This is a genomic window from Microbispora hainanensis, from assembly GCF_006874475.1.
Taxonomy (GTDB): Bacteria; Actinomycetota; Actinomycetes; order Streptosporangiales; family Streptosporangiaceae; genus Microbispora; species Microbispora hainanensis.
Map to the genome: position 1 here is coordinate 1 of NZ_VIRM01000021.1, position 21,091 is coordinate 21,091.

Consider the following 21,091-nt stretch of genomic DNA (forward strand, 5'->3'; position numbering starts at 1 on the left):
CACATCCCGCAGCTCGATCAGCGACATTCGCCGGCGGGGGAGGCCGTGCCCGACCTCCCTGCCGTCGACGGCGAGGCTGCTGGGCGCGCAGGCGAGCATTCGGAAGGCGCGCTCGGCGATGTCCAGGGGTGACCGGTCCGGGCCGGCGGTGTCGGATGGGTTCGTGCTCATCGGGTTCTCCACGGCGAGAGGGATTTCGCTTCGTCGAACCCGGTTGTAGGAGGGGCCTCTGGCGCGGCTCCGGCGCTAATCCCCGAGGACCTCTGGCACGCCTCTGGCGTTTGGTGGTGCGGCATTTCAAGAGGCATCCGCCAGGGCGACGCCAGAGGTACGCAGGTGCTCTCACCAGGTCTGACGGCTCACGCCGGAGCGGTGCCGGAGGCCGCTGCTGCACTCGAAGCGCGTATCTGAGTTCCGCCCCGGAACAGAAATGGAAGTAACGAGCACGACCTGGCTACAGGTCAACCGCCAGCCGGCCTCGGCCGGGTGGCTCCCTCTCGCGAAGGCTCTCTCCATGCAGGAGGAGGCGCGATGAGGGCTCCGTACTGGCGAGACGACCACTCCACCCTGTACCTCGGCGACGCGCGCGAGGTGCTCTCCGAGATGCCCGACCGGTCCATGGACTGCCTGGTGACCAGCCCGCCCAGCTACGGGCTTCGCGACTACTGTCCCGAGGAGTACGGCCAGGAGTCGACGCCCGACGAGTACGTGGAGAACCTCCGCGCCACGTTCGCGGAGGCCCGGCGAGTGCTGGCCAACGACGGCACCTGCTGGCTCAACCTCGGCGACGTCTACGCCGCCGACTCCGACGGCTACGCCCGTGGCGCCGACTACAACCAGCGGCAGCCGGTCGTACGGCCCCGCTCCCGTCGTGTCGTGCCGCCCAAGAACCTGCTCGGCATGCCCTGGCGGGTCGCCTTCGCCCTCCAGCGGGACGGCTGGATCCTGCGCAACGCGATCGTCTGGTCCAAACCCAACGCCATGCCGCAGTCGGTCCTGGACCGACTCTCCACCCGCTACGAGCTGATCTTCCTGCTCGTCAAGCAGCGCTTCTACTGGTTCGATCTCGACGCCATCCGCGAGCAGTACACCGGCGACCGCTCGCTGTCTCGCCGTTCTCGGCGCGGCGAGATGAAGCGCAACGCCATCCAGACGCCCTGGCCGCCGGTCCGCAAGTACAACCTGGCGGAGTCAGCCGGCGCACAGCACGGCACGGTTATCCGCCCCACCGGCCGAGCCCATGATGCGGCCAATCCGAACGGCCGCAACCCCGGCGACGTCTGGACCATCTCGACCAGGCCCTACCGGGGCGCCCACTACGCCCCGTTCCCGATCGACATCCCGCTCCGAGCCATTGCCGCCGGCTGCCGCCCCGGCGGCACCGTCCTGGACCCGTTTGCCGGAGTGGCAACGACTTCCCTTGCCGCCCGGCAACTCGGCCGGCAGTTCATCGGCATCGAACTCAACGCGGACTACTGCGCGCTCGCCAAAGCACGCCTGCTGGCTGCCGGAGCGGAGAGAGGAGGGGAGGCGGAGTGACGCCCATGACCATCGAGGAGGTACTTGCCCTCCCTGCCGTCGTCCCTCTGCTGACCGCCGCCCGCGCCCTCGGCCTCAGCCGCAACACCGCCTACCGCCTCGTCAAACGCGGCGAGTTCCCCTGCTCCGTCATCCATGCTGGGGACACCTTCCGGGTACCCACGATAGAGCTCCTTCGCATCCTTTCTCTGCGAGTAGAGGACTGAGGAATAGATAGTACGAGCCACGGGACCGGCGGGCTGAGGCTGAAGGGCATCCCGCCGGTCGGGGCCCATCGAAGGGACCTTCACCCAGGCCCCAGCCCTCCTGAGAGGTATCAGGTGAGAAGACTATTCAGACGGGCAAAGAGCTGTGTCGCACGAGAGACCGTCACCGAGCTGATCTTCTGTAGCAGAGCTGCCTGCTCGCGCAGTAGGAGAGCTGCGGGTTTGTAGTGGTTGAATTTCCCAAGGCCGTGCTGCTGGAAGTAGCCCTCGATCTGCCTCACGATACGAGGGTCACGGGGGTTGAGATCCGCGGACGTGATGCGCGAAGAAAGTTCTTTGCTGTAGGCCTTATTGACCAGCTCAAGATAAAAGTCAGTCTCGAAGAGGTCTTCGATATCGGCATCTCCCGTGCCAACGAACTCGCTGACTTGGATCAGGCCATTAGCTCTAAGCTGACCATTGTCACGTAATCGCCTAATCGCGCCGACATCCTTAGTGCTAGAGTCGGCTAGGACCGCGATGTTGAGTCGATTCGCACCCAACAGACTGACAAAGGTCGACAGTTTGCCTGCTCCGCCGACAGGGATCTTTACCCAGTGCGGATCTAGCCCCGCACCGCCAGTACTCTCGACCACGTCAGTGAGCACATCGAGGTAGATGAGATCGCTCGGCCCTTCCAACAGAAGGTTGTGCTCCCCGATGAACATCGTCTGGGTCATCTCGATGCCCATAGCAGTGAGTAGCGGGAAGATAGTGTCTTCGTCGGCCTTGAAGATTTCCGCTGACACCTTCGTGCCGACCTTGTCCTGATCGATGACCGTGCGCACTCGATGCAGGTGGTCAGCCGAGACTAGGAACGGCGAGTGGGTGGTGTAGAGCACCTGATGTTTAGGAGCGAGGCGCTCATCGATTAGGCGGAGGAGGTCTTCCTGCGCGCGCCCGTGGAGAGACAGGCCTGGTTCATCGAGCAACAGAATCAGGTCCTGCTCAGCAGCCTCCTCAAGCTCGGTAAAGTATGCGAGAAATGAGAAGAACCAGACAAAGCCCCGGGACCGCTCATCGAAGGGGACTGAGGCGCGGTGTCGACGATTCAGAACGCGCACCTGCAGGATCGGTCCCTCGTTCAGGGGCGGTTGGGCGTCCTGCTCCGGCTGCAGGATCTCAAGCTGCACTTCAAGCTGATCATTCTGAGACCAGTACTCAAAGACCTCATCAGAGATGACATTGCTCGAGTTCTCCAGCTCCCGAATCAGGCGCTCATGCCTGTCCGTGGTCTGGAAGTCTCTAAGGTCGACGCTGGCCATATTGAGGAGACTGAGGAGCGCGCGGTCTCGACGTGATAGAGAATCAGCGTCGCGACGACGAATTAGGTCAGGGATAGATACCTTCCCGCACATGATATCATAGTCGTCAAAATAGACAAATCTCGGCATCCATGCACTGGCGTATTGATCGACGATATGTAGCATGAGACTGGACCTGCGCCAGTCGCGGATTCGTTGAACGATGGCCGAAGACCCCGAGGTCGCATCCTCTAAGTTCTCTAACGCGGCCAGCAACTCAGGAATCGTCGTCGCGGCTCCCACTGCGGCAGCACCTGCCGAGGGTAAATCAAGCGGCTTGCGCAGATGTTCGACGACTACTCCCTCGTTGATTTTTAGGTCAAAGGTTCGCGCCTCATTGCGGTAGCCGGCCGTAACCGTGAACTCTGGACTTTCAAGCACCCCTACGCCGAGATCCTCTTCGATCTTTTCGATCTCGCCATCGTCGAAGCGGAAGGTTAGCTGGACGACAGGGATTCGCTCGTCAGCCTTCCACTGCTTGCGTTTGCTCGTTAACCGGGCCGGAAAGTCAACGACCTCGTCGAACCTCTTGGACGACTCCACTGGATTGCAGCGATAGATAGATTGCAGGACCGCCGTCTTACCCGACTCGTTCTTGCCGACTAAACAGGTAACATCCGGCTCGATAGTAAAGCGCCCGGAATCTTCCACCGAGCGGTAATTGGTAATGTGGGCACCGATCAGCTGCACGTACTCCTCCTTGAGTTACGCGGAAGGACCGGGATACGCCCCAGTTTGGCAACGTGGAACAGCTGTCTGAAGGAGACCACGTGCCCTGATGCTAGCTGGGGCATCGTTCAAGTAGGGATGGGGAAGGCTCCAGTGTGCCTGCCGCCGCGAGCGACGCACCCCGGAGTTTTCACGTGGCCGAAAGCCTACTCCTGGCTACCGACATTTAGCCTCGCTCGTGGAGCTGCCGGTGCATCTTGGCGGTTTCGTAGGGTGTCCGGGTGGGTCCTTCCAGTACGGCTTCCGTACCGACTGGCAGCCCTGACCTCAGGGCCGGGGACTCCTGTCTTTTGATCGTCCGGCTGGACGGATCTACCCGGCGCATGTGCATCCCTGTTGGGAACTCGCGGTCGCCTCTCCTCGTCGCTCACCTGCGGCGTCCGGCGACGAACCGCTACTACCGAATGTCAGGGCAAACACTCGATCACTTTGCGGAACATGCGTCCACGCTCGTACAGGCGAGGCTCCCACGCGCACCGTCGTCACCATCGCCACAAAGAGGGGATGCTGTGAAACTCCGACTGGGTATCGATGTCGCCTGCCGGGCGGCGCACCAGGTGGCCTGCGCGAACGAGGCCGGCGAATTCCTCTTCTCCGGCCGCAGATTCCGCACCACGGTGAAGGATCTGGAGGAGCTGTGGGCCAGCCTGCCGCAACAGGCCGCCGAAGTCCTGGTGGTGATGGAACCCACCCGCAACGCCTGGATCCCGCTGGCCGCCTGGTTCGCCGCCAAAGGCGCGAAGATCGCGATGGTCACCCCTGAACAGTCCGCCGATCTGCGCAGGTACTACCACAAGCACACCAAGAACGACCGGCTGGACGCCCGGATCCTGGCCCGCATCCCGCTGCTGCACCCCGAAGGACTACGCCTGTCAAGCACCGGCGAACTCGGCCCGGCCGATCCCTTACGCCGAGCCACCCGCCGCCGCCGATCGCTGGTCAAACGCCGCACCGCCACCGCCCAGCGCATCGACGCTCTCCTGGAGATCTACGGCCCGCAATGGGCGGACGTGCTGGGCCAGGGAGACTACTCCAAAGCCGCGCTGACCGTGCTAGAACGCACCGGCGCCGACCCCGCCGCCCTGCGCCGCCTGGGCCACAAGCGGCTCACCGCCCTGCTCATCCGTGCCAGCCGCGGCGCCTGGCGCGAGGGCCACGCCACCGCCATCCTGGCCGCCGCCGACACCACGATCGCCTTTTGGGCCGCCAGTGGGCTCAACTTCGCTGAACTCGCCGAGGACCTGGCCGCCGAAGCCCGCCTGGCCCTGCACCTGTCGGAGGAAATCGCCACCCTCGACTCCCGCATCGGCGTGCTGTACTCCGAGGCCGACCCCGCCGGTCTGATCGCCTCAGGACCGGGCATGGCCACCATCTCCGCCGCCGCCGTGCTGGGCGCGCTGGGCAACCCCGACCGCTTCGACAACCTGGCCGGCGTGCGCGCCTTCACCGGCCTAACCCCCAGCCTGGACGAATCCGGCACCAGCTCCCGGCACGGGCCACCCACCAAAGCCGGCGACCCCGCCCTGCGCGAGGCACTGTTCAACGCAGCCGACCGCGCCCGCAAAACCGACCCCACCCTCGCCGCCCGCTACCACCGGCTCGTCGTCACCCAGGGCAAGCACCACAACTCCGCCGTGTGCACCCTGGCCGCCACCCTCGTCACCCGGCTGGCCGCCTGCTGGCGCACGCGCACCCCTTACCAACTGCGCGATGTCGACGGCACGCCGATCACCCCCGAGCAGGGCCGCACAATCTGCGCCGAGCACTACACCGTCACCGACGCCGACCGCGCCAAGAACCGGCCCAAACGCGTCAGCAAGCGGCTCAAGCAAGGAACGAGCCGACGCGATCAGGAGTCACCCAGCGATGCTCCGGCAGCCGGCCCGTCCACACCCAACGCTACCCAGCGAACACCCACCTGACCGCCGAGCCGCCTCACGCTTCTGACCGCTCACCCTCCACACGACGACAGCAGGCCGCCGCGCCAATCACCCTGCCCCCACACCCAAGCTCATGATCGGCTTGACTTCCGTTAGGAACTCAAAACTCGGCGGATCACTCCATTTGCTCCTAGAGCCCGTCTGACAAATGCTCGTAGCTGATGCGGTTAGTACTCCAGCCGTAGATGGCGATCTTGCGCGTGGGCTGGTGGCAGAGATGGGAACGGCCACCGCGATCATCGAGTGTTGTGCTGACAATCAAAGATCGGGCGGTGGCCGCAGGCGATAGCGTAGCGGCCTCGCGGTGGCAGGCGATGTTCGATGAGCTCACCGACCGGATCGGCAACAGGTTCTCCCGGGTGGAGCCACGGCGGCGTGTCCGAGCCCTGCTGGGCGGGCTGCTGTCGGAGTTACCGCGTAAGAACTGCTGGACGCTGGCCGAACACGCCGGAGACCGCACACCGGACGGGATGCAGCACCTGCTGTCACGGGCGGTATGGGACGCCGACGCTGTCCGCGACGACCTGCGCGGTTATGTGGTGGAGCACCTCGGGCACGATGGCGCAGTGCTGGTGGTGGACGAGACCGGCGACCTGAAGAAGGGCACCGGCACGGTCGGCGTGCAGCGCCAGTACACCGGCACTGCCGGACGGATCGAAAACAGCCAGGTCGCGGTCTTCCTCGCCTACTCCACCCCGGCCGGGCACGCCTTCATCGACCGGGAGCTGTACCTGCCTCAGGCATGGACCGGCGACGCCGACAGGTGCGGGCGGGCGGGAGTACCGCAGGACCGCCAGTTCGCCACCAAGGGCGAACTGGCGACGCGGATGGTCGCCCGTGCTCTGGACGCCGAGGTCGAGGCGAGGTGGGTGACCGGTGATGAGGTTTACGGCCAAAGCCCGCACCTGCGCGCGGAGCTGGAAGCCCGCAAGGTCGGGTACGTGCTCGCGGTCGCCTCCAGCCACCGGGTGACCACCGGAGCGGGAGCCTGCAGAGCCGACCAGGTGATCTTCTTGGTGGCGCAGGCGTCCTGGCAGCGGTTGTCGGCCGGCACGGGTGCCAAGGGGTATCGCTACTACGACTGGGCCCTCGTCGAGATCGACCGTGAGCGGCCAGGCCGGCACTGGTTGTTGATCCGCCGGAACCGGCGCACCAGTGAGCTGGCCTTCTACCGCTGCTACGCCCCCGTCCCGGTCCCGCTGGCGGTCCTGGTCATGGTCGCGGGGCGTCGCTGGACCATCGAGGAGTCCTTCCAGACCGGCAAGGGCCTGACCGGCCTCGACGAGCATCAAGTCCGCCGGTGGACGTCCTGGTACCGGTGGACCACCCTGGCCATGCTCGCCCACGCCTTCCTCGCCGCGGTCACCGCCCACCAACGAGCCGACCAGCCGGCCGAACACGAACTGGCCCCAATGACGCTCGGCGAGACCCGGCGTCTGCTCGTCCGGATGCTCGTCCAGACCGCCCACAGCATGACCGACCTACTCCAATGGTCCCGCTGGCGGCGACGCCATCAAGCCCGCGCTCGGGCCAGCCATTACCGGCGGCAAGCTCTTTATGAGCCATGATCAGGAACTACGGCTGGAGTATTAGATGATCGTTCGTGGTGAGACGTAGTGAGCTGACCAATAAGGCCTGGCAGCGGATTGAGCCGTTACTGCCCGCCACGGACGGCAAGGGCCGTCCGTGGCGCGATCACCGGCAGGTCATCGACGGCACCTTGTGGCGGCTGCGAACCGGCGCGCCGTGGCGTGACATCCCCGAGCGGTACGGCCCCTGGCAGACCTGTTACGAGCGGTGCAAGCGCTGGGACCAGGACGGCACCTGGGCCCGGTTGCTGGCCTCTCTGACATGGGGATTTGAACCTCACCTGCCCTTCATGTAGAGCCACGTAGGCCCAGACCGCCAGGTATCACAGAGTGATCTGCGAATTACCAGCCGCCAGGAGGGAAGCAAACCCCATAATCGCACTATGAGCGCTGATTTAAGTGCAGAACGGGTACGTGAGCGCGTCGCGCGGTCCTCACGCTCGTGCTCCGTGCTCCGGCAGGAGATCGGCGCCTGGCTGGACGATCACGAGAGCGACCCGCAGTTCGCCCGGTTCACCGCGCATTTCACGATCCTGCGCCGCGTGCTGACCAGAATGCTGCATGCTCTCGACGCGGAATTAGACACCGCCAAGACCATGCTGGCTCCTGAGGCGTACGAGCGGTGCCGAAAGCTCGACCGCAGCCTACTGACCGTCCGGCGGATCTTCACTTGGTATGCCGACAAGTACGACCAGCGCCGTCTCGACCGGCTCGGTCGTCTGCTGCGCGCTGCGGACGAGGTAGTTCGCAGTTGCTGGACCGAGCCGTTCGCCGCGCTGGGTAGGGCCGCTCCCGTGGGTCCGCTGCCGTACGTGGACATCCGCTTCGATGGGATGTCCACCCCTCGTGTCTCTGTGCCGGAGGACCTGAGGGCACCGGCCGACGGGCCAGCCGCGAAGTACATCCGGCAACTGCCGGTCCCGACGATAGCCCTGCCTGACTGCGCTGTCGAAGAAGCCTGGTGGCTGGTCATCGTCGCGCATGAGACGGGCCACCATGTACAGAAAGACCTCGGACTGGAACGGGCCACCCGGGAGGCGATCCGGCGGATCGCGGACGAGGACGACACGCGCTGGACGGGCTGGGGCCTGGAGTTGTTCGCGGACGCTTACTCCGTGCTCATGGTCGGGTCCTCGGCGCGCTGGGCAGTGGAGGAATTGCAGTACGGCATGACCAGACCGTCGGCGCGGTACCCGCCGTGGGACGTACGAGTGGCCCTGATCGAGGCCATGGATCGCGGCGACGGCGACCCAATGGCGGACGCGCTCCTATCGATCCCGGTGCAGGGCAGGCCGTTGCGGGAGGTTACCGGCGAGCGGTTGAGCGCGCAGCAGATAGCCGCGTGGGCGACGGCTCTCACCAAGCCAGACCCAGCGGTATCCCGGCTGAGCAGACGGGAGACAGCCCGGCTCATTGTCAGCGCCTCCGTGGTCGCGGCGAGGCACGGAGATCAGGCAATAGTTCAGGAGAACTTGGTGCGGATCCTTCCAGAATGCGGGCCTCCCGGGGTCCTCGGTCCCTCCTTGCCACCCCCCGAAGTGGACGAGCTGGCCGAACGGTTGGCCCGGGAGTTGGTTGGATGATCCGCGTGACCGTGGAGGTCACCGAAACGACGGTGACAGTGAAGCACGGGGACCAACAACTGGTGCCTCCGTACCAACTGCGGCTAGACGACAAGCCGACGGAGGTTCTCGCCCGACTGCTGTCGGATGCGCCTTGCCCGGGAGACATGGTTGCATACGGCAGGTGGCTTTACCGTGCCCTGCTGGCCGAGTCTTGGCCGACGATCCGTGAGCTCGGTCCGGAGATCGAACTGGCGCTGGCCTTCGACCGCTTCTTCTTGCACGGCGAGGTGTGGGAAGCCATGTGCGGTGATGACGGCAAGCCCCTCTCTGCCGACGCCTGCCGGCTGGTCGCCTACACCCGGCTGATTACCTCGCAAACGGCGGCGCCCGTCACCGTCAGGCATCCGCCACGCCTTCTGTTCGCCATCGGCGCGTCCCTCACTGACGCCGTGATCCGACCCGGCGCAATGTTCGTAGGGCTGCTGAAGGGATTTGCCCATGAGGGCTCCTGTGTTACCCGTGTCCTGCAAGGAGCGCGCCTCGACGACCTAGAACGTGTGTGCTCCGACTTCAAGCCCGACCTTGTGCACTTGGTGGCCCACGGCGACGTGGACGTGGAGGGGAACCCGGTCGTCAGGCTCAAAGACAGGGCGTATGGCGCCACCCACCTTGGCAAGGCATTCGGCTCGGTGCCAAAACTGCTCGTGTTGAGCTCCTGCCGTAGCGGGCAGCCCGGCAGCTATTTGCCGCTGGCCGCGGAATTGGTCACAGACGGCATTCCGATCGTCGTGGCGATGTCTGGCGATGTCAGCGAGAAGGCGTGCCGCCTGTTTGTGCGCCGGTTCACCGAGGCCGTTCACTTAGGGCTTCCGATCAGCCGGGCCGCCGCCGAAGGACGGCACGCCGCGCTCCTGCACAGCGAGTGCGAGGAGGGGCTGGACTGGGCCTTTCCGACGATCTTCATGGCGCCTTCCGTCGAGCCTGGCTTCCGCCTGGTCGATCCGGAGCCAGGGCAGCGGATCAACGAACTCACCCGCTTCCTGGAGCTACACAAACCGCCGGTGTTCATCGGGCGCGGCGACATCCTCCGCGTCACGGATCACCTATTCAGCCCCGTCCCGGCAGAGCGGCTGGGCATGGTGGTGTCCTGGACCTCGGGCTCCATCAAGGGTGAGGGCGGCACACGGCTACTGCGCGAGATCGGCTTGCGTCTCCTGCGAGCCGGGCACCTGCCGCTCATGCTCGGGCCGTACAAGTCGGGAGGTTTCTGGAGCAGGCCTCCGGACGACCTGAGACAGCTCATCTACCAGATCTTCCGTCAGGCCTACCGCGTTGCCGACTTCCTTGATCTACCACTGACGGGGCTGCACCTGCTGCGCGATCCGCTGGAAGAGGGGCTGGCCGAGTTCAGGGATGGCACGCAGCCGCTGGACACAGATGTGGCCCGGAGGCGGCTCGCCAAGGACCTGGAACGATTCACTCATGTACTGTCCGGGGCGGGTGACCCGTTCGGACCCAGTACGCGGGTTGCGGTCCTTGCCGAGAACATCCACGAGTGGCGAGTACTGCGCGACCTACTTGCGATGGTGGAGACCACCGGGCTCGGCACGAGAACGTGCCCCGTGCCAGTGGTCGCCACCGGATCACTGAACGACGCAAACGGGCGAATGCTGAAAAGCTTCCTCGAAACGCACAGAGGGCCGGGGTACGCGTTTCCCGAGCTCACCCGGCTGTCCAGTGCGGAAGCGGCCCTGGAGTTCCAGTGGGTGCTGTTGCATCCCTGGAAGGAGGACCATCGCATGGTGTACGTCGCGAAGAGGGGCGTGAAGCTGGAGGACTGGGCCTTCGAGGCCCTCCAGGGCAGGCCCACAGAGGTAGACGGGGGCCTCTACGGGATCGCAAAGTTACACAAGAACTACGGCCGACTCACAGAGGACGACGACGCGGCCGCCTGGGACGCCTACGTGAGCAGGCGTCAATGAGCGCGCTCCGGCTTCCAGGCGACTCCCCCGACGGACGGTTCGACCGGTTCGACCGCGACCTGCTGGCGGTGCTCGCGCTGCTTCCCGAGTGGACCAGGGACCTCGCGAGGCGGGTGCTCCCCTCGCTGCCACTACTCGCCACCGCTTCCCATGACGGCACAGTACGCGTCTGGGGTGCTGCCACCGGCGCCGAACTGCGCCGCCTCAACGAGCGGGCGTACGCGGTGCGGAGCGTTGAGGCGATTCCGTCGGATGATGGCATCCTGTTGGCCTCGGCTGGCGACAACCGCATGGTCCGGATCTGGAACGCCGCCACGGGGGAGGAACTGCGCCGTCTCGACGGCCGCACCCGCGCGGTGTGGCGGCTTTGCTCCTTTCCGTTGGACGACCGGACGCTGCTGGCCACCGCTTCCTTCAACGAGTCCGTGCGGCTCTGGGACCCCACCACGGGGGAGGAACTACGTCGGCTGAAGGGCGACACTCGGACGGTTCGGGGGCTTTGCTCCTTTCCGCTGGACGGCCGGACGCTGCTGGCCACCGCTTCCGCCGACGCGACCGTACGGCTCTGGGACCCCGCCACCGGCGAAGAACTCCACCGACTCGGCAGCCACATCGGTCCAGTGTGGCAGGTGGGCTCCTTTTCATTGGGCGGCCGGACGCTGCTGGCCACCGCGGGGGACGACGGCCACGTTCGCATATGGAATCCTGTGAGCGGGGAGCAGCTGTCCCACCACAGCAGTCACCGCGGTCCGGCCCGCGATGTGTGCGCCGTGCCCCTCGGACCCCGAACTCTGCTGGCATCCGGAGGCGACGACGGCCGGATCCTGATCTGGGACCCCGACACTGGCATCGTCGTTCAAGAGAAGCGGCACACTCACGGCGGTGTGTACGGGGTCTGCGTGCTCCCCCTCGGCGGCCGGACCCTGGTCGCGTGGTCCTCCAGTAATGGCACTGTCGGAGTCGTGGATCCCCTCACCGGCGAGGAAGTGCAACGCATGGAGTCCCACGGCGGTACGGCCTGGGCGGTGTGCGCGTTCCCTCGCCCTGGGACCGCTCCCCTGGGCGAACTCGAGGACGCCGGCGTCATCGAGCAGCAGCAGGCCCTCGGCACGTTCTGGGTTCGGGACAGGGTGCGCGCTGAGCTGGCCGAACACCTTCGCGGCTTCCCCGTCGATCCCGAGATCATCGCCCCCTTTGTCACCAACCCGCTCTGGCTATCGGTCACACGGACGCACCGTCACGACCAATCGGGGATGAGCTTGGTAAAGGCGGTTGACGAACGGGCGTCCGAGGGGGACTTCGCTGCCACGGCGCAGCTGATCGCATGCGCCGAGGCCGTGGGCACGGTGGCGGCGGGATCCCTGGCCGGTGCGGCCCGGCGGGCCCGGTGGCGCGTCGACCTCTTTTACCGGCAGCAGGACGACGCCCACCACCTCCAGCACTATGTGAGACGGCCGCTGATCGAAAAGGAGATCGCGGCCCTGTTCAACGACGACGTCCATTGGACGCTGCATCTGCTCGGAATGGGCGGGGTCGGCAAAACCATGGTGATCCGCTACCTCGCCTCCGGTCGCTTCGCCGCCGATCGCGGTCTTCTCGCGCCGCTCGTCGCCAGGGTCGACTTCGACCACCTCGATCCCCGTTACCCGGAGGACCGGCCTGCGGAGTTGCTGCTCGCCCTGGGGCAGGAGTTGCTGCCGTACCTCGCCACACGCGACGACGAGGCCCTTTACCGGGAATTCGTCGACGCGGCCGACCGCCTACACGAGGAGTGCGCGCGGGAACGTAGCGACGCCGCACTGGTCGAGGAGCTGCTCGCCCAGACCGTCGAAGCCTTCGCCGCCGCGCTGCGGAACCCGAAGCGCCCGATCCTGCTCGTGCTGGACACTTGTGAGGAGCTGGCCAAACTTTACCTGCCTGGAGCCAGCGCCCCGGCGTTGAGGCGCACCTTCCAGATCCTGTCCTCTCTGCACGCGGCGGCTCCCGCCCTGCGGGTCGTTCTGGCCGGGCGGAGGTGGCTGGTGGAGCCGCCGACCCCGAATCTCGCCACCGGGGGTCCCCTGCTCGAAGCCCGGCCTTTCGTGCGGGTGGTTGAGGTAGGCGGCTTCACACCGGCGGAGGCCGAGGACTACCTGAAGGTGCGCCGCGTGCCCGCCCGATGGGCCGAAGTGCTGCTCGCCCGTTCCAGGCAAGGAAACCGGCACAACCCTTTCGATCTGGCTGCCTACGCTTCATGGGTGCTGACCGACCCGTCCCTCGAGCCGTCCGCGCTCGAACGGCTGGGGCGCGACCCGTACGTCGAGCAGCGCATCATCGGCCGATTGCCGTCGACCGGCCTCAAGGCCGTGCTTGGAGTGGCAGCGGAGCTCGGCAGGTTTGACCGGGAACTCGGCGAGCTGACAATGGGCGGCCCCGCATTTGACCAGCTCGCGGCACAGGAGTGGGTACGCGTGGTGTCCTGGACACCTGAGGGGCGCCCACGTGTCGTCGAGATCGACGAGAACCTGCTTCCACGACTGCACGTTGCAATGGCCGGCCGGTACCCGGTGGACCGAGAGAAGATCGGCCGCACTGCCGCCACCCTGCTGGTGCAGGCGAATCTTATCGATCTTCCGGTGGAGACGGTGGAGATCGCCGTACGGCTCCTGCCTGTCGAGGAGGCGGCCGACCTGTGGGCGGTGCTTGAGAGCCGGATCGTGGCGGAGGGGGCGTGGGGCTGGGCCTCCCAGGTGGCGCCCCGCGCTCTAGCGGCGGAGGCACTGCGCGCCCACGAGGAAGACGCGACCATCCGCGCCGCCATTCTCGCCACCCAGGCGGCGGCGCACCTGCACCTCGGGCAGCGCACGGATCTGTTGCGTCTGTGGCAGGCAGTAGGCAACAGCGCAACCCGGCACCCGTCGCCGGAGCAGCGGCTGGTGCTGGCGGCACGGGCGGCGCTGGGCAGGATAACGGCCGGTTCCACCGAAGAGTCGCCGGACCAAGTGCTGGACCGGTTCGGCGACGCGGCCCCGCCGGACGCGATCCTCGCGGCCGACGAGGCATGGCTGCTGGCCCGCGACGAGGTGGGACGCCGCCCGCCCGGAGACCCCGTCCAGAACTCACTGCAGGTCATCCGATACATACTCGCCGGCAAGTACCAGGCCGCGGCCGAGTACGATCTGGCACCGGAGGGCTCCGCCACGTACAGCCGCGGTTGCCGTGACTGGCTGCCACCGCGGGACCTCGACGCGAACGTGTGGACGGTCCGGCTCTTCGCCGCCTGGATGGCGGGAAAGGTATGGACCGATGAGGAGGCGATCCACGAGAAGATCTCCGGGGTCCTGCCGAGGCTCGGCGACATCGACGCCGAGCGGATGGCATCGGTCGGCCTGCGGCTGCTGCTCGCCCAGGGCATGGTGGACGTGCGGCTGCTCACCATCGTGGAGCAATCGGAGCGGTACGTCCCCGGGCGGTGGCCGATCCGGTGGATACACCATAGGATTCGGCCTCTCATCGTCCAGCTCGCCGAGTGCTGGGACGTTCTCGGCCAACCTGAACGGGCCGCCGATCTGCTCCGCGACCGCATTGAGGCGGCGGTCCAGACGGCGGACGACCCGGACACTGTCGACGAGTGCCAGCTCATGCTGCTTCGGCTCTGCCGCAGGAACCGGACGACCGAGCTGTTCCCGTCCATCCGCCGGGTCGCGCTGTCGGGATCGCCTCGCGTACGTGCCGAGGCCTGGTTGGTCCTCACCCTCGTGGAGGGAGCACGCCCTGCGAAGGTGCAGGATGCAGGTAGCTTCCATGGCTTCTATCAGTGCGCTGACCCGAACGAGAGTCTCCCTCACCATGCGTTACCCGAGGCAGAGCCGGGCATCGCGCCGGCGGAGTCCGCGGCGGACATCAGCGAGATGCTGGGGCGGCCGCCCCGTTTCAAGGGATTCGTGTGTGATCCGGAGTTGATGCTCCGGTTAGGCCGCCCGATGTCCTTCGCCGACGGCGAGCGTGGCAGGGCGTTCCTGTACGTAGGCGAGTCTTTGGCGATGCGGGATCCGCACCAGGGGAGCCTGCTGCTGAGGCAGGCCGCCCGGCTGTTGCGCGCGGGCCAGTGCGCACCATATGCCGAGCAGGCCGGAATCCTCTCCTCGCTGGCGGTGATCCGTGCCGGAGGGCAAGCGTACGTCGATTCACACGGCCCGCTGAGGCCCCCATGGCAGGACAGGCGCAGGGCGATCGAGGAGTATCCGTTCCCGACGGTCCAGTCGTCGTCGCCGGAGCTTCACTTGCGGGGAGCGCTGCCGATACGCACCGGCACCGCCACCCTTGCGACGTCGTGGGCGCACGAGCCGATCGTCGTCGTTCCACCGGGCCGCGAACTGGATGAGGCAAGGCTCCGTGAGGCCATCCGAGGCGAACCGCGGGCACGGCTCGTGGCGGTGCAGGTTTCCCATGATCAGGATCTTGCCCCCTGGGAACAGTGGGCGGGCCTCGCGGCCCAGGACCGGCGCAGGCTGGTCGCCTTCCGCTGGCAACCAGGAGGGCCCTGGCCACATGGGAGCTTCGAGGGGATCCACTATTACGGGCCCGAGCAGTTGGCACGTACCGAACGAGGACTGGACGGACGTCTCCTGCCGGATTCCTGCTGCGTGGGCACGCCCGTGAGGACGGCCGCCGGCTGGCACATCCGCATCGCCGACCGCGACGGCGGTTCCTCCTCCAGTCGGCAGAACCTGCTGCGACCGGCGCCTGCCGACCGTACGGGCGTCTTCTTCCTGATGGCCGATCCGGTCGACGGCCCGCCTCGGCCGTTGGGCAAGCTGCGTACGGGGTTCGTTGCCTTGGCTCGGGAGATCGTCGACGTAAATGACGCCACCGCCATCCTGATCGTCCCACCACTGCCGGACGAGACGGCCGCACAAGTGGTGCAAATAATGCTCACCTTGCGCGCGCCGATTGTCCCTCTGCAGATCATCAACCTGACACGCGAGGTCAAACGCCTGATAGCCCAGCATGAGCACGACGACGGCGAGGACCTGCCGAGCCGCGATGTGATCCTTTACCTACGCCTTCCGGAGGAGACCTCGTTATGACCAAAAGCCGGATATGGAACCGGGTGCGCCGGTGGTTCGACGACGACGCCGAGCACGTCACGGTCCGGTTCCTGGAAGGCCCCGAAAGCGAACCGCTGCCGCCGCGCGACGGATATCTGCGACTCTGGCTGGTCGAGGGTTTCCTGGCCAAACGGGTCGAGTGGACCGAGAAGTTCTTCCCTGCGCTCCAGGGTGGAATGTCCCTGAAGCTGCGGGGATCCGAGAGCACGCCCTTCTCTGCCTTCAGCAGGCCTCCTGGATCATGGCAGGCGCCGGGCGCGCAACTGGATTTCCCAGTGACACCGCTGCTTCCATACAACGGAGGCGTGGTCGAGATCGAGGCCGCGCTCTACAAGGCAGCCGTCGACGGCCCGCTCGCGACAGCGATGGACGTGGTCAGCGGTTTCGCCACCCTGATGGGACCTCCGTTGTCCACGGCCGCAGCGATCGCGGACAAGATTTCCGATGGGTTCGACAACCTTCTCGGCTCGACCGGAGACCGGCCAGAACTGGTCGTCCACTACGCGATGACCTCTCACGGCGGGGGCGGGAACGTGCTACGCCCCGGGCACCTTGCTGTAGTGAAGCCGAAGGTGAGCGGCGAGCTGGAGGTCAGGGACGGCCAGCTGCATCACGACGGCGCCCAGCTCACCGGAGTGGACTTCCTGCTCCTGCGCGTAGAGTGCCGCCGGGAGCGGGATGACTGGTGTCTTCCGGAGCTGGATGCGTTGATCAGAGCCGCGGGAGCCGCGTACCTGGAGGGCGACGAGGAGAGGTTCCAGGCACGGGCCAAGGAGGCAGTCATCCGCGCCTACGACTCGGCGGATCTCACGCCTCGGGACCAGCTCCGGGTCGCCAAACTGGTTCGACAGGAAATCGACGCGATCCGGGAGCTAGGAGCCGCACCGGGCTCGGAGCGTACGATCGAGTCGATCGCAGCCGAACGTCTCATCGATCCGGACGACCCCCGGCTCGACGAGGTCACCCTCGATGACCTCCTCGATTTCTGAGTGCGGTACGGCAATCGACCCGGAGACATGGTCACCTGAGACCGTCTAACGGTAACTGGGCCACATGCAATAGGTGCGACGCAAGGTCTGGCAGGGGTGCAAAGGGGGCCGGCCCTGTAGGAGCTGACCTAGCTCATGGGCGGCGCCGACCTCCGCGTGCTCCCCTGGCGCGCTCGCCGGCCCGCTTGGCGGCTGAGGAAGACGGTGGGGCGTCGAGGTCCGCCGTACAGGATCGCCTCGATGAACGCGGTCAGGCCGCAATCGGCGCCACCTACGATCTGGGCTCTTCCCTGACCCGTAATTCAGTTGCCCGCCAAACTCACTTGAACGCATCGGTGCCCGCTAGTGACGGACAGCGCGACGGTCAGATGACGGTCAAACGATCAAAAGGCCAGGTCCCGGATCTTGGGAACTGGCCTTTGAGCTGGTATTTCGTGGTGGGGCTACCAGGACTTGAACCTGGGACCTCTTCCTTATCAGGGAAGCGCTCTAACCGACTGAGCTATAGCCCCGCACCGCGCAACGAAGGTTACCGCATCCCGTATCCGGTGGCGAATCCGTCGTTCCGAACGAGGAAAAGCTTACCGTGTCCGGGTCCGTGGTCGTGCCATCGAGGCGCAACCGTACGGCGGGCCGCTCGTGTGGGCGGCCTGCCGTATCGGCGGGTCATTCGGCTTCGCTGAAGGTGACCTCGACACCGCCCACGAGGTCCGCGGAGATGTTGTAGATCACGGCACCGAGGGTGGACAGCGCGGTGATGAGCACGACGTTCAGCGCGCCCAGCAGAGCCGCGTATCCGAGGATGCGGACGGGCTCGAACCAGCTCGCGATGTCGATCGTGCCGGCCCCGGCGCCACCGGCGCCGCTGGTGAGCTGGTTGACGGTGTCGGTGATCGAGGAGAAGACGCCGAGCGCCGACAGCACGCCGTACAGCACGGCGACGGCCACGAACAGCACGACGAAGCACACCAGCGATACGACGAAGCTGAACTTCATCGCCGACCACGGCTCGATCCTGCGCAGGACCAGGTGGGCCTTGCGCGGCGGGCGTACGCCGAGCTTCTTGTCCTTGTTCTTGGCGGGCTCGGGCCGGTCTCCGCCGGCCGGCCCGAAGCTCAGGCCGCGTACGGAGCCGCCGTCCACGGAGGGACGAACGTTGTCCACAGGCGGACGGCCATTGTCCACAGAGGGTGTGGACGTACCGAGGCCTGCGGGCCGGGGGTACTGCGCGGTCGCCCCGCCACCGTCGCCCCTGCCGCCGTCCGGCCGGCCGTTCTCGGACCGGCCGTTCTCGGACGCGCCGTCCGAGCCCGGCTGCCGCTTCCACGGCTGGTCGGCGCCCGAGGTCCGGATGCGCATGGTGTCGTCGGCCTTCGCCTTGTCGGCGGCGGTCACGTCATCTCCTTCGGAAGCCACCTTGGCGACGCTACCGCCATCGTGCGCCCGTGCGGTAACGCCGTTCGAAGACGACGTCGGGCGGGCGCCCGTGGGTTTCTTGGCGCCGGGTGTCCGCGGTCCGCCGGTGTCACTCATGCCACGCCCTCATCTGACGGCTCGGGTGCGCATCCGCGAATCGCGCTGTGGTCAGCGATTCGCCCGCTACGCTCGCTCATGCCTCGCCTCCTGCCCCGTTCTCCTCGGTCTCCAACGACTCGGCGTTGCGAGCGAGGGCCACAACGCTGTCACCCTCGGCCAGATTCATCAAGCGGACGCCCATGGTCTGGCGGCCCGACTGCTTGATCTCGCCGGCGCTGGTGCGGATCACCCCGCCCGCAGAGGTGATCGCGAAGACCTCGTCCTCGGGACGCACCATGACGGCTCCGACCAGCTTGCCACGAGCGCTGACGATCTTCGCCGTCAGTACGCCCTTGCCGCCCCGGCCCTGCACCGGGTACTGGTCGGCGGGTGTCCGCTTCGCATACCCGCCCTCGGTCGCGATCAACACGTCGTCGCCGTCGCTCATGACGTTCATCGCGAGCAGTTCGTCGCCGTCCACGAACCGCATGCCGATCACACCGCTGGTGGCGCGGCCCATCGGGCGCAGCGCCTCGTCCGAGGCCGTGAACCTGATCGACTGCGCGTTCTTGGACACGAGCAGCAGGTCGTCACCCTCGGAGACGAGACGGGCGGCGATCACCTCGTCATCCTCGCGCAGATTGATAGCGATCAGGCCACCGGATCGCGGCGAATCGTATTCGGACAGCCGCGTCTTCTTCACCAGGCCGCTGCGGGTGGCCAGCACCAGGTAGGGCGCGACGTTGTAGTCCCGCAGGTCGAGGATCTCCATCACGTGCTCGTCGGGCTGCATGGCGAGCAGGTTGGCCAGGTGCTGGCCGCGGGCGTCCCGGCCCGAGTCCGGCAGCTCGTACGCCTTGAAGCGGTAGACCCGGCCCTTGTTGGTGAAGGCCAGCAGCCAGTGGTGCGTCGTGGTGACGAAGAAGTGCTCCACGATGTCGTCCTGGCGGAGCTGCGCGCCCCTGACCCCCTTGCCGCCGCGCCGCTGCGCCCGGTAGAGGTCGGTGCTCGTCCGCTTGGCGTAGCCACCGCGCGTGATCGTGACGACCACGTCCTCCTCGGCGATCAGGTCCTCGATGGACATGTCGCCCTCGTACGCGGTGATCTCGGTCTTGCGCTCGTCGCCATACCTGGCGACGATCTCGCCGAGCTCGTCCGACACGAGCCGGCGCTGGCGGGGCTCGGAGGCCAGGATGTCCTGGTAGTCGGCGATCTGCGTCATCAGGCCGTCGTACTCGTCCTGGATCTGCTGCCGCTCCAGCGCGGCCAGCTTGCGCAGCTGCATGTCGAGGATGGCCTGCGCCTGGACCTGGTCGATGTCCAGCAGCGTCATCAGGCCGCCCTGCGCCTCGGCCGCCGACGGCGACCGCCGGATCAGGGCGATGACGTCGTCGAGCCGGTCGAGCGCCTTGAGCAGACCGCGCAGGATGTGCGCCCGCTCCTCGGCCTTGCGCAGCAGGAACCGGGTCCGCCGGACCACGACCTCGATCTGGTGCGTGATGTAGTGCCGGACGAACTGGTCGAGGCGCAGCGTGCGCGGCACGCCGTCCACCAGCGCGATCATGTTCGCGCCGAACGTGGTCTGGAGCTGGGTGTGCTTGTAGAGGTTGTTCAGCACGACCTTGGCGACCGCGTCGCGCTTGAGCACGATCACGAGCCGCTGGCCGGTGCGCGAGGACGTCTCGTCACGGACGTCCGCGATCCCGGTGACCTTGCCGTCCCTGACCAGCTCGGCGATCGTCAGCGCGAGGTTGTCCGGGTTCACCTGGTACGGCAGGGCCGTGACGACCAGGCACTGCCGTCCCTTCGGGTCCTCCTCGACCTCGACGACGGCCCGCATGATGATCGAGCCGCGGCCGGTGCGGTAGGCGTCCTCGATGCCACGGCGGCCCACGATCAGCGCGCCGGTCGGGAAGTCGGGACCCTTGACCCGCGCGAGCAGCCCCTCGAGCAGTTCCTCGTCGGTAGCCTCGGGGTTGTCGAGCGCCCACTTGACGGCCTCGCCCACCTCGCGGAGGTTGTGCGGCGGGATGTTCGTCGCCATGCCGACCGCGATGCCGGCGGATCCGTTGACCAGCAGGTTCGGGAAACGCGACGGAAGGACGATCGGCTCCTGCGACCGCCCGTCGTAGTTGGGCTGGAAGTCGACGGTCTCCTTGTCGATGTCGCGGAGCATCTCCATGGCGATCGGCGCGAGACGGCACTCGGTGTACCGCATCGCGGCGGCCGGGTCGTTGCCCGGCGAGCCGAAGTTGCCCTGGCCGTCGACGAGCGGGTAGCGGAGCGACCACGGCTGCGCGAGTCGTACGACGGTGTCGTAGATCGACGTGTCGCCGTGGGGGTGGTAGGAGCCCATGACGTCACCGACGACGCGGGAGCACTTGAAGTAGCCGCGGTCGGGCCGGTAGCCGCCGTCGAACATCGCGTACAGCACGCGGCGGTGCACGGGCTTGAGGCCGTCGCGGACGTCGGGCAGCGCGCGGGACACGATGACGGACATCGCGTAGTCCATGTAGCTGCGCTGCATCTCGGCCTGGATGTCGACCGGCTCGATGCGATCGGCGGGAGGCCCAGGCGGCGTGTTCACTTCCGTCACGAAAAGTC

At 66.7% G+C, this 21,091-nt stretch carries 11 protein-coding genes, 1 tRNA gene and 1 pseudogene; 9 read left to right on the forward strand and 4 right to left on the reverse strand.

Translation table 11 applies throughout. The annotated features are described in order from the left end of the window. Window positions 1–531 precede the first annotated feature (531 nt). Together FLX08_RS18260 and FLX08_RS18265 are read left to right on the forward strand one after the other, a co-directional pair. Window positions 532–1,539, forward strand: coding sequence for a DNA-methyltransferase (locus FLX08_RS18260; RefSeq protein WP_142620084.1), 1,008 nt, complete (start codon window positions 532–534; stop codon window positions 1,537–1,539). A gap of 5 nt (window positions 1,540–1,544) precedes the next feature. Further along, on the forward strand, window positions 1,545–1,745 hold the full coding sequence (locus FLX08_RS18265) for a helix-turn-helix transcriptional regulator (RefSeq protein ID WP_142620085.1): 201 nt from the start codon (window positions 1,545–1,547) through the stop codon (window positions 1,743–1,745). Window positions 1,746–1,855: 110 nt separating this feature from the next. Here the strand turns inward: FLX08_RS18265 and FLX08_RS18270 are convergent, their stop codons facing one another. Next, the gene (locus FLX08_RS18270) at window positions 1,856–3,778 is read right to left on the reverse strand and encodes an ATP-dependent nuclease (protein WP_142620086.1); all 1,923 of its coding nucleotides are present in this window, start codon (window positions 3,776–3,778) and stop codon (window positions 1,856–1,858) included. A 548-nt stretch (window positions 3,779–4,326) separates the two neighbouring features. Here FLX08_RS18270 and FLX08_RS18275 point away from each other — a divergent pair. The 7 genes and pseudogenes from FLX08_RS18275 to FLX08_RS18305 all read left to right on the forward strand — a co-directional run bounded on the left by FLX08_RS18275 (window position 4,327) and on the right by FLX08_RS18305 (window position 16,972). Continuing rightward, a complete protein-coding gene (locus tag FLX08_RS18275; protein WP_208761524.1) occupies window positions 4,327–5,739 on the forward strand; it encodes an IS110 family RNA-guided transposase in 1,413 nt (470 codons plus the stop codon). A 332-nt stretch (window positions 5,740–6,071) separates the two neighbouring features. Next, window positions 6,072–7,325 (forward strand): IS701 family transposase, encoded by a 1,254-nt coding sequence (locus FLX08_RS18280; RefSeq protein ID WP_142620087.1) that lies wholly within the window; start codon window positions 6,072–6,074, stop codon window positions 7,323–7,325. A gap of 35 nt (window positions 7,326–7,360) precedes the next feature. Beyond that, window positions 7,361–7,600, forward strand: a pseudogene (locus FLX08_RS18285) (transposase); the annotation flags it as partial. A 195-nt stretch (window positions 7,601–7,795) separates the two neighbouring features. Further along, window positions 7,796–8,929, forward strand: coding sequence for a hypothetical protein (locus FLX08_RS18290; RefSeq protein ID WP_142620088.1), 1,134 nt, complete (start codon window positions 7,796–7,798; stop codon window positions 8,927–8,929). Continuing rightward, on the forward strand, window positions 8,926–10,893 hold the full coding sequence (locus FLX08_RS18295; RefSeq protein ID WP_167530480.1) for a CHAT domain-containing protein: 1,968 nt from the start codon (window positions 8,926–8,928) through the stop codon (window positions 10,891–10,893). Before FLX08_RS18290 ends, FLX08_RS18295 begins: the two co-directional genes overlap by 4 nt. Continuing rightward, entirely contained in the window at window positions 10,890–15,962 is a 5,073-nt protein-coding gene (locus FLX08_RS18300) for an AAA family ATPase (RefSeq protein WP_142620090.1), read from the forward strand. The genes FLX08_RS18295 and FLX08_RS18300 overlap by 4 nt, the downstream gene beginning before the upstream one ends. Before the next feature lie 23 nt (window positions 15,963–15,985). After that, entirely contained in the window at window positions 15,986–16,972 is a 987-nt protein-coding gene (locus tag FLX08_RS18305; RefSeq protein ID WP_142620091.1) for a hypothetical protein, read from the forward strand. Window positions 16,973–17,407: 435 nt separating this feature from the next. Here FLX08_RS18305 and FLX08_RS18310 read toward each other — a convergent pair. From FLX08_RS18310 to gyrA, 3 genes are all read right to left on the reverse strand, one after another. Then, a tRNA-Ile gene (locus tag FLX08_RS18310) sits at window positions 17,408–17,484 on the reverse strand. A 154-nt stretch (window positions 17,485–17,638) separates the two neighbouring features. Further along, complete coding sequence (locus FLX08_RS42150) at window positions 17,639–18,367, reverse strand: DUF3566 domain-containing protein (protein WP_244312730.1); 729 nt, start codon at window positions 18,365–18,367, stop codon at window positions 17,639–17,641. A gap of 214 nt (window positions 18,368–18,581) precedes the next feature. Further along, window positions 18,582–21,083 carry a DNA gyrase subunit A gene (gene gyrA / locus FLX08_RS18320; RefSeq protein WP_142620092.1) on the reverse strand — a complete coding sequence of 834 codons (2,502 nt, stop codon included), beginning with the start codon at window positions 21,081–21,083 and terminating at the stop codon, window positions 18,582–18,584. Window positions 21,084–21,091 lie beyond the last annotated feature (8 nt).

Bases quoted from the DNA above. Each gene is read 5' to 3' on its own strand.
- FLX08_RS18260 (WP_142620084.1), top strand. From the start codon at position 532: ATGAGGGCTCCGTACTGGCGAGACGACCACTCCACCCTGTACCTCGGC.
- FLX08_RS18265 (WP_142620085.1), top strand. From the start codon at position 1,545: ATGACCATCGAGGAGGTACTTGCCCTCCCTGCCGTCGTCCCTCTGCTG.
- FLX08_RS18280 (WP_142620087.1), top strand. From the start codon at position 6,072: ATGTTCGATGAGCTCACCGACCGGATCGGCAACAGGTTCTCCCGGGTG.
- FLX08_RS18295 (WP_167530480.1), top strand. From the start codon at position 8,926: ATGATCCGCGTGACCGTGGAGGTCACCGAAACGACGGTGACAGTGAAG.
- FLX08_RS18300 (WP_142620090.1), top strand. From the start codon at position 10,890: ATGAGCGCGCTCCGGCTTCCAGGCGACTCCCCCGACGGACGGTTCGAC.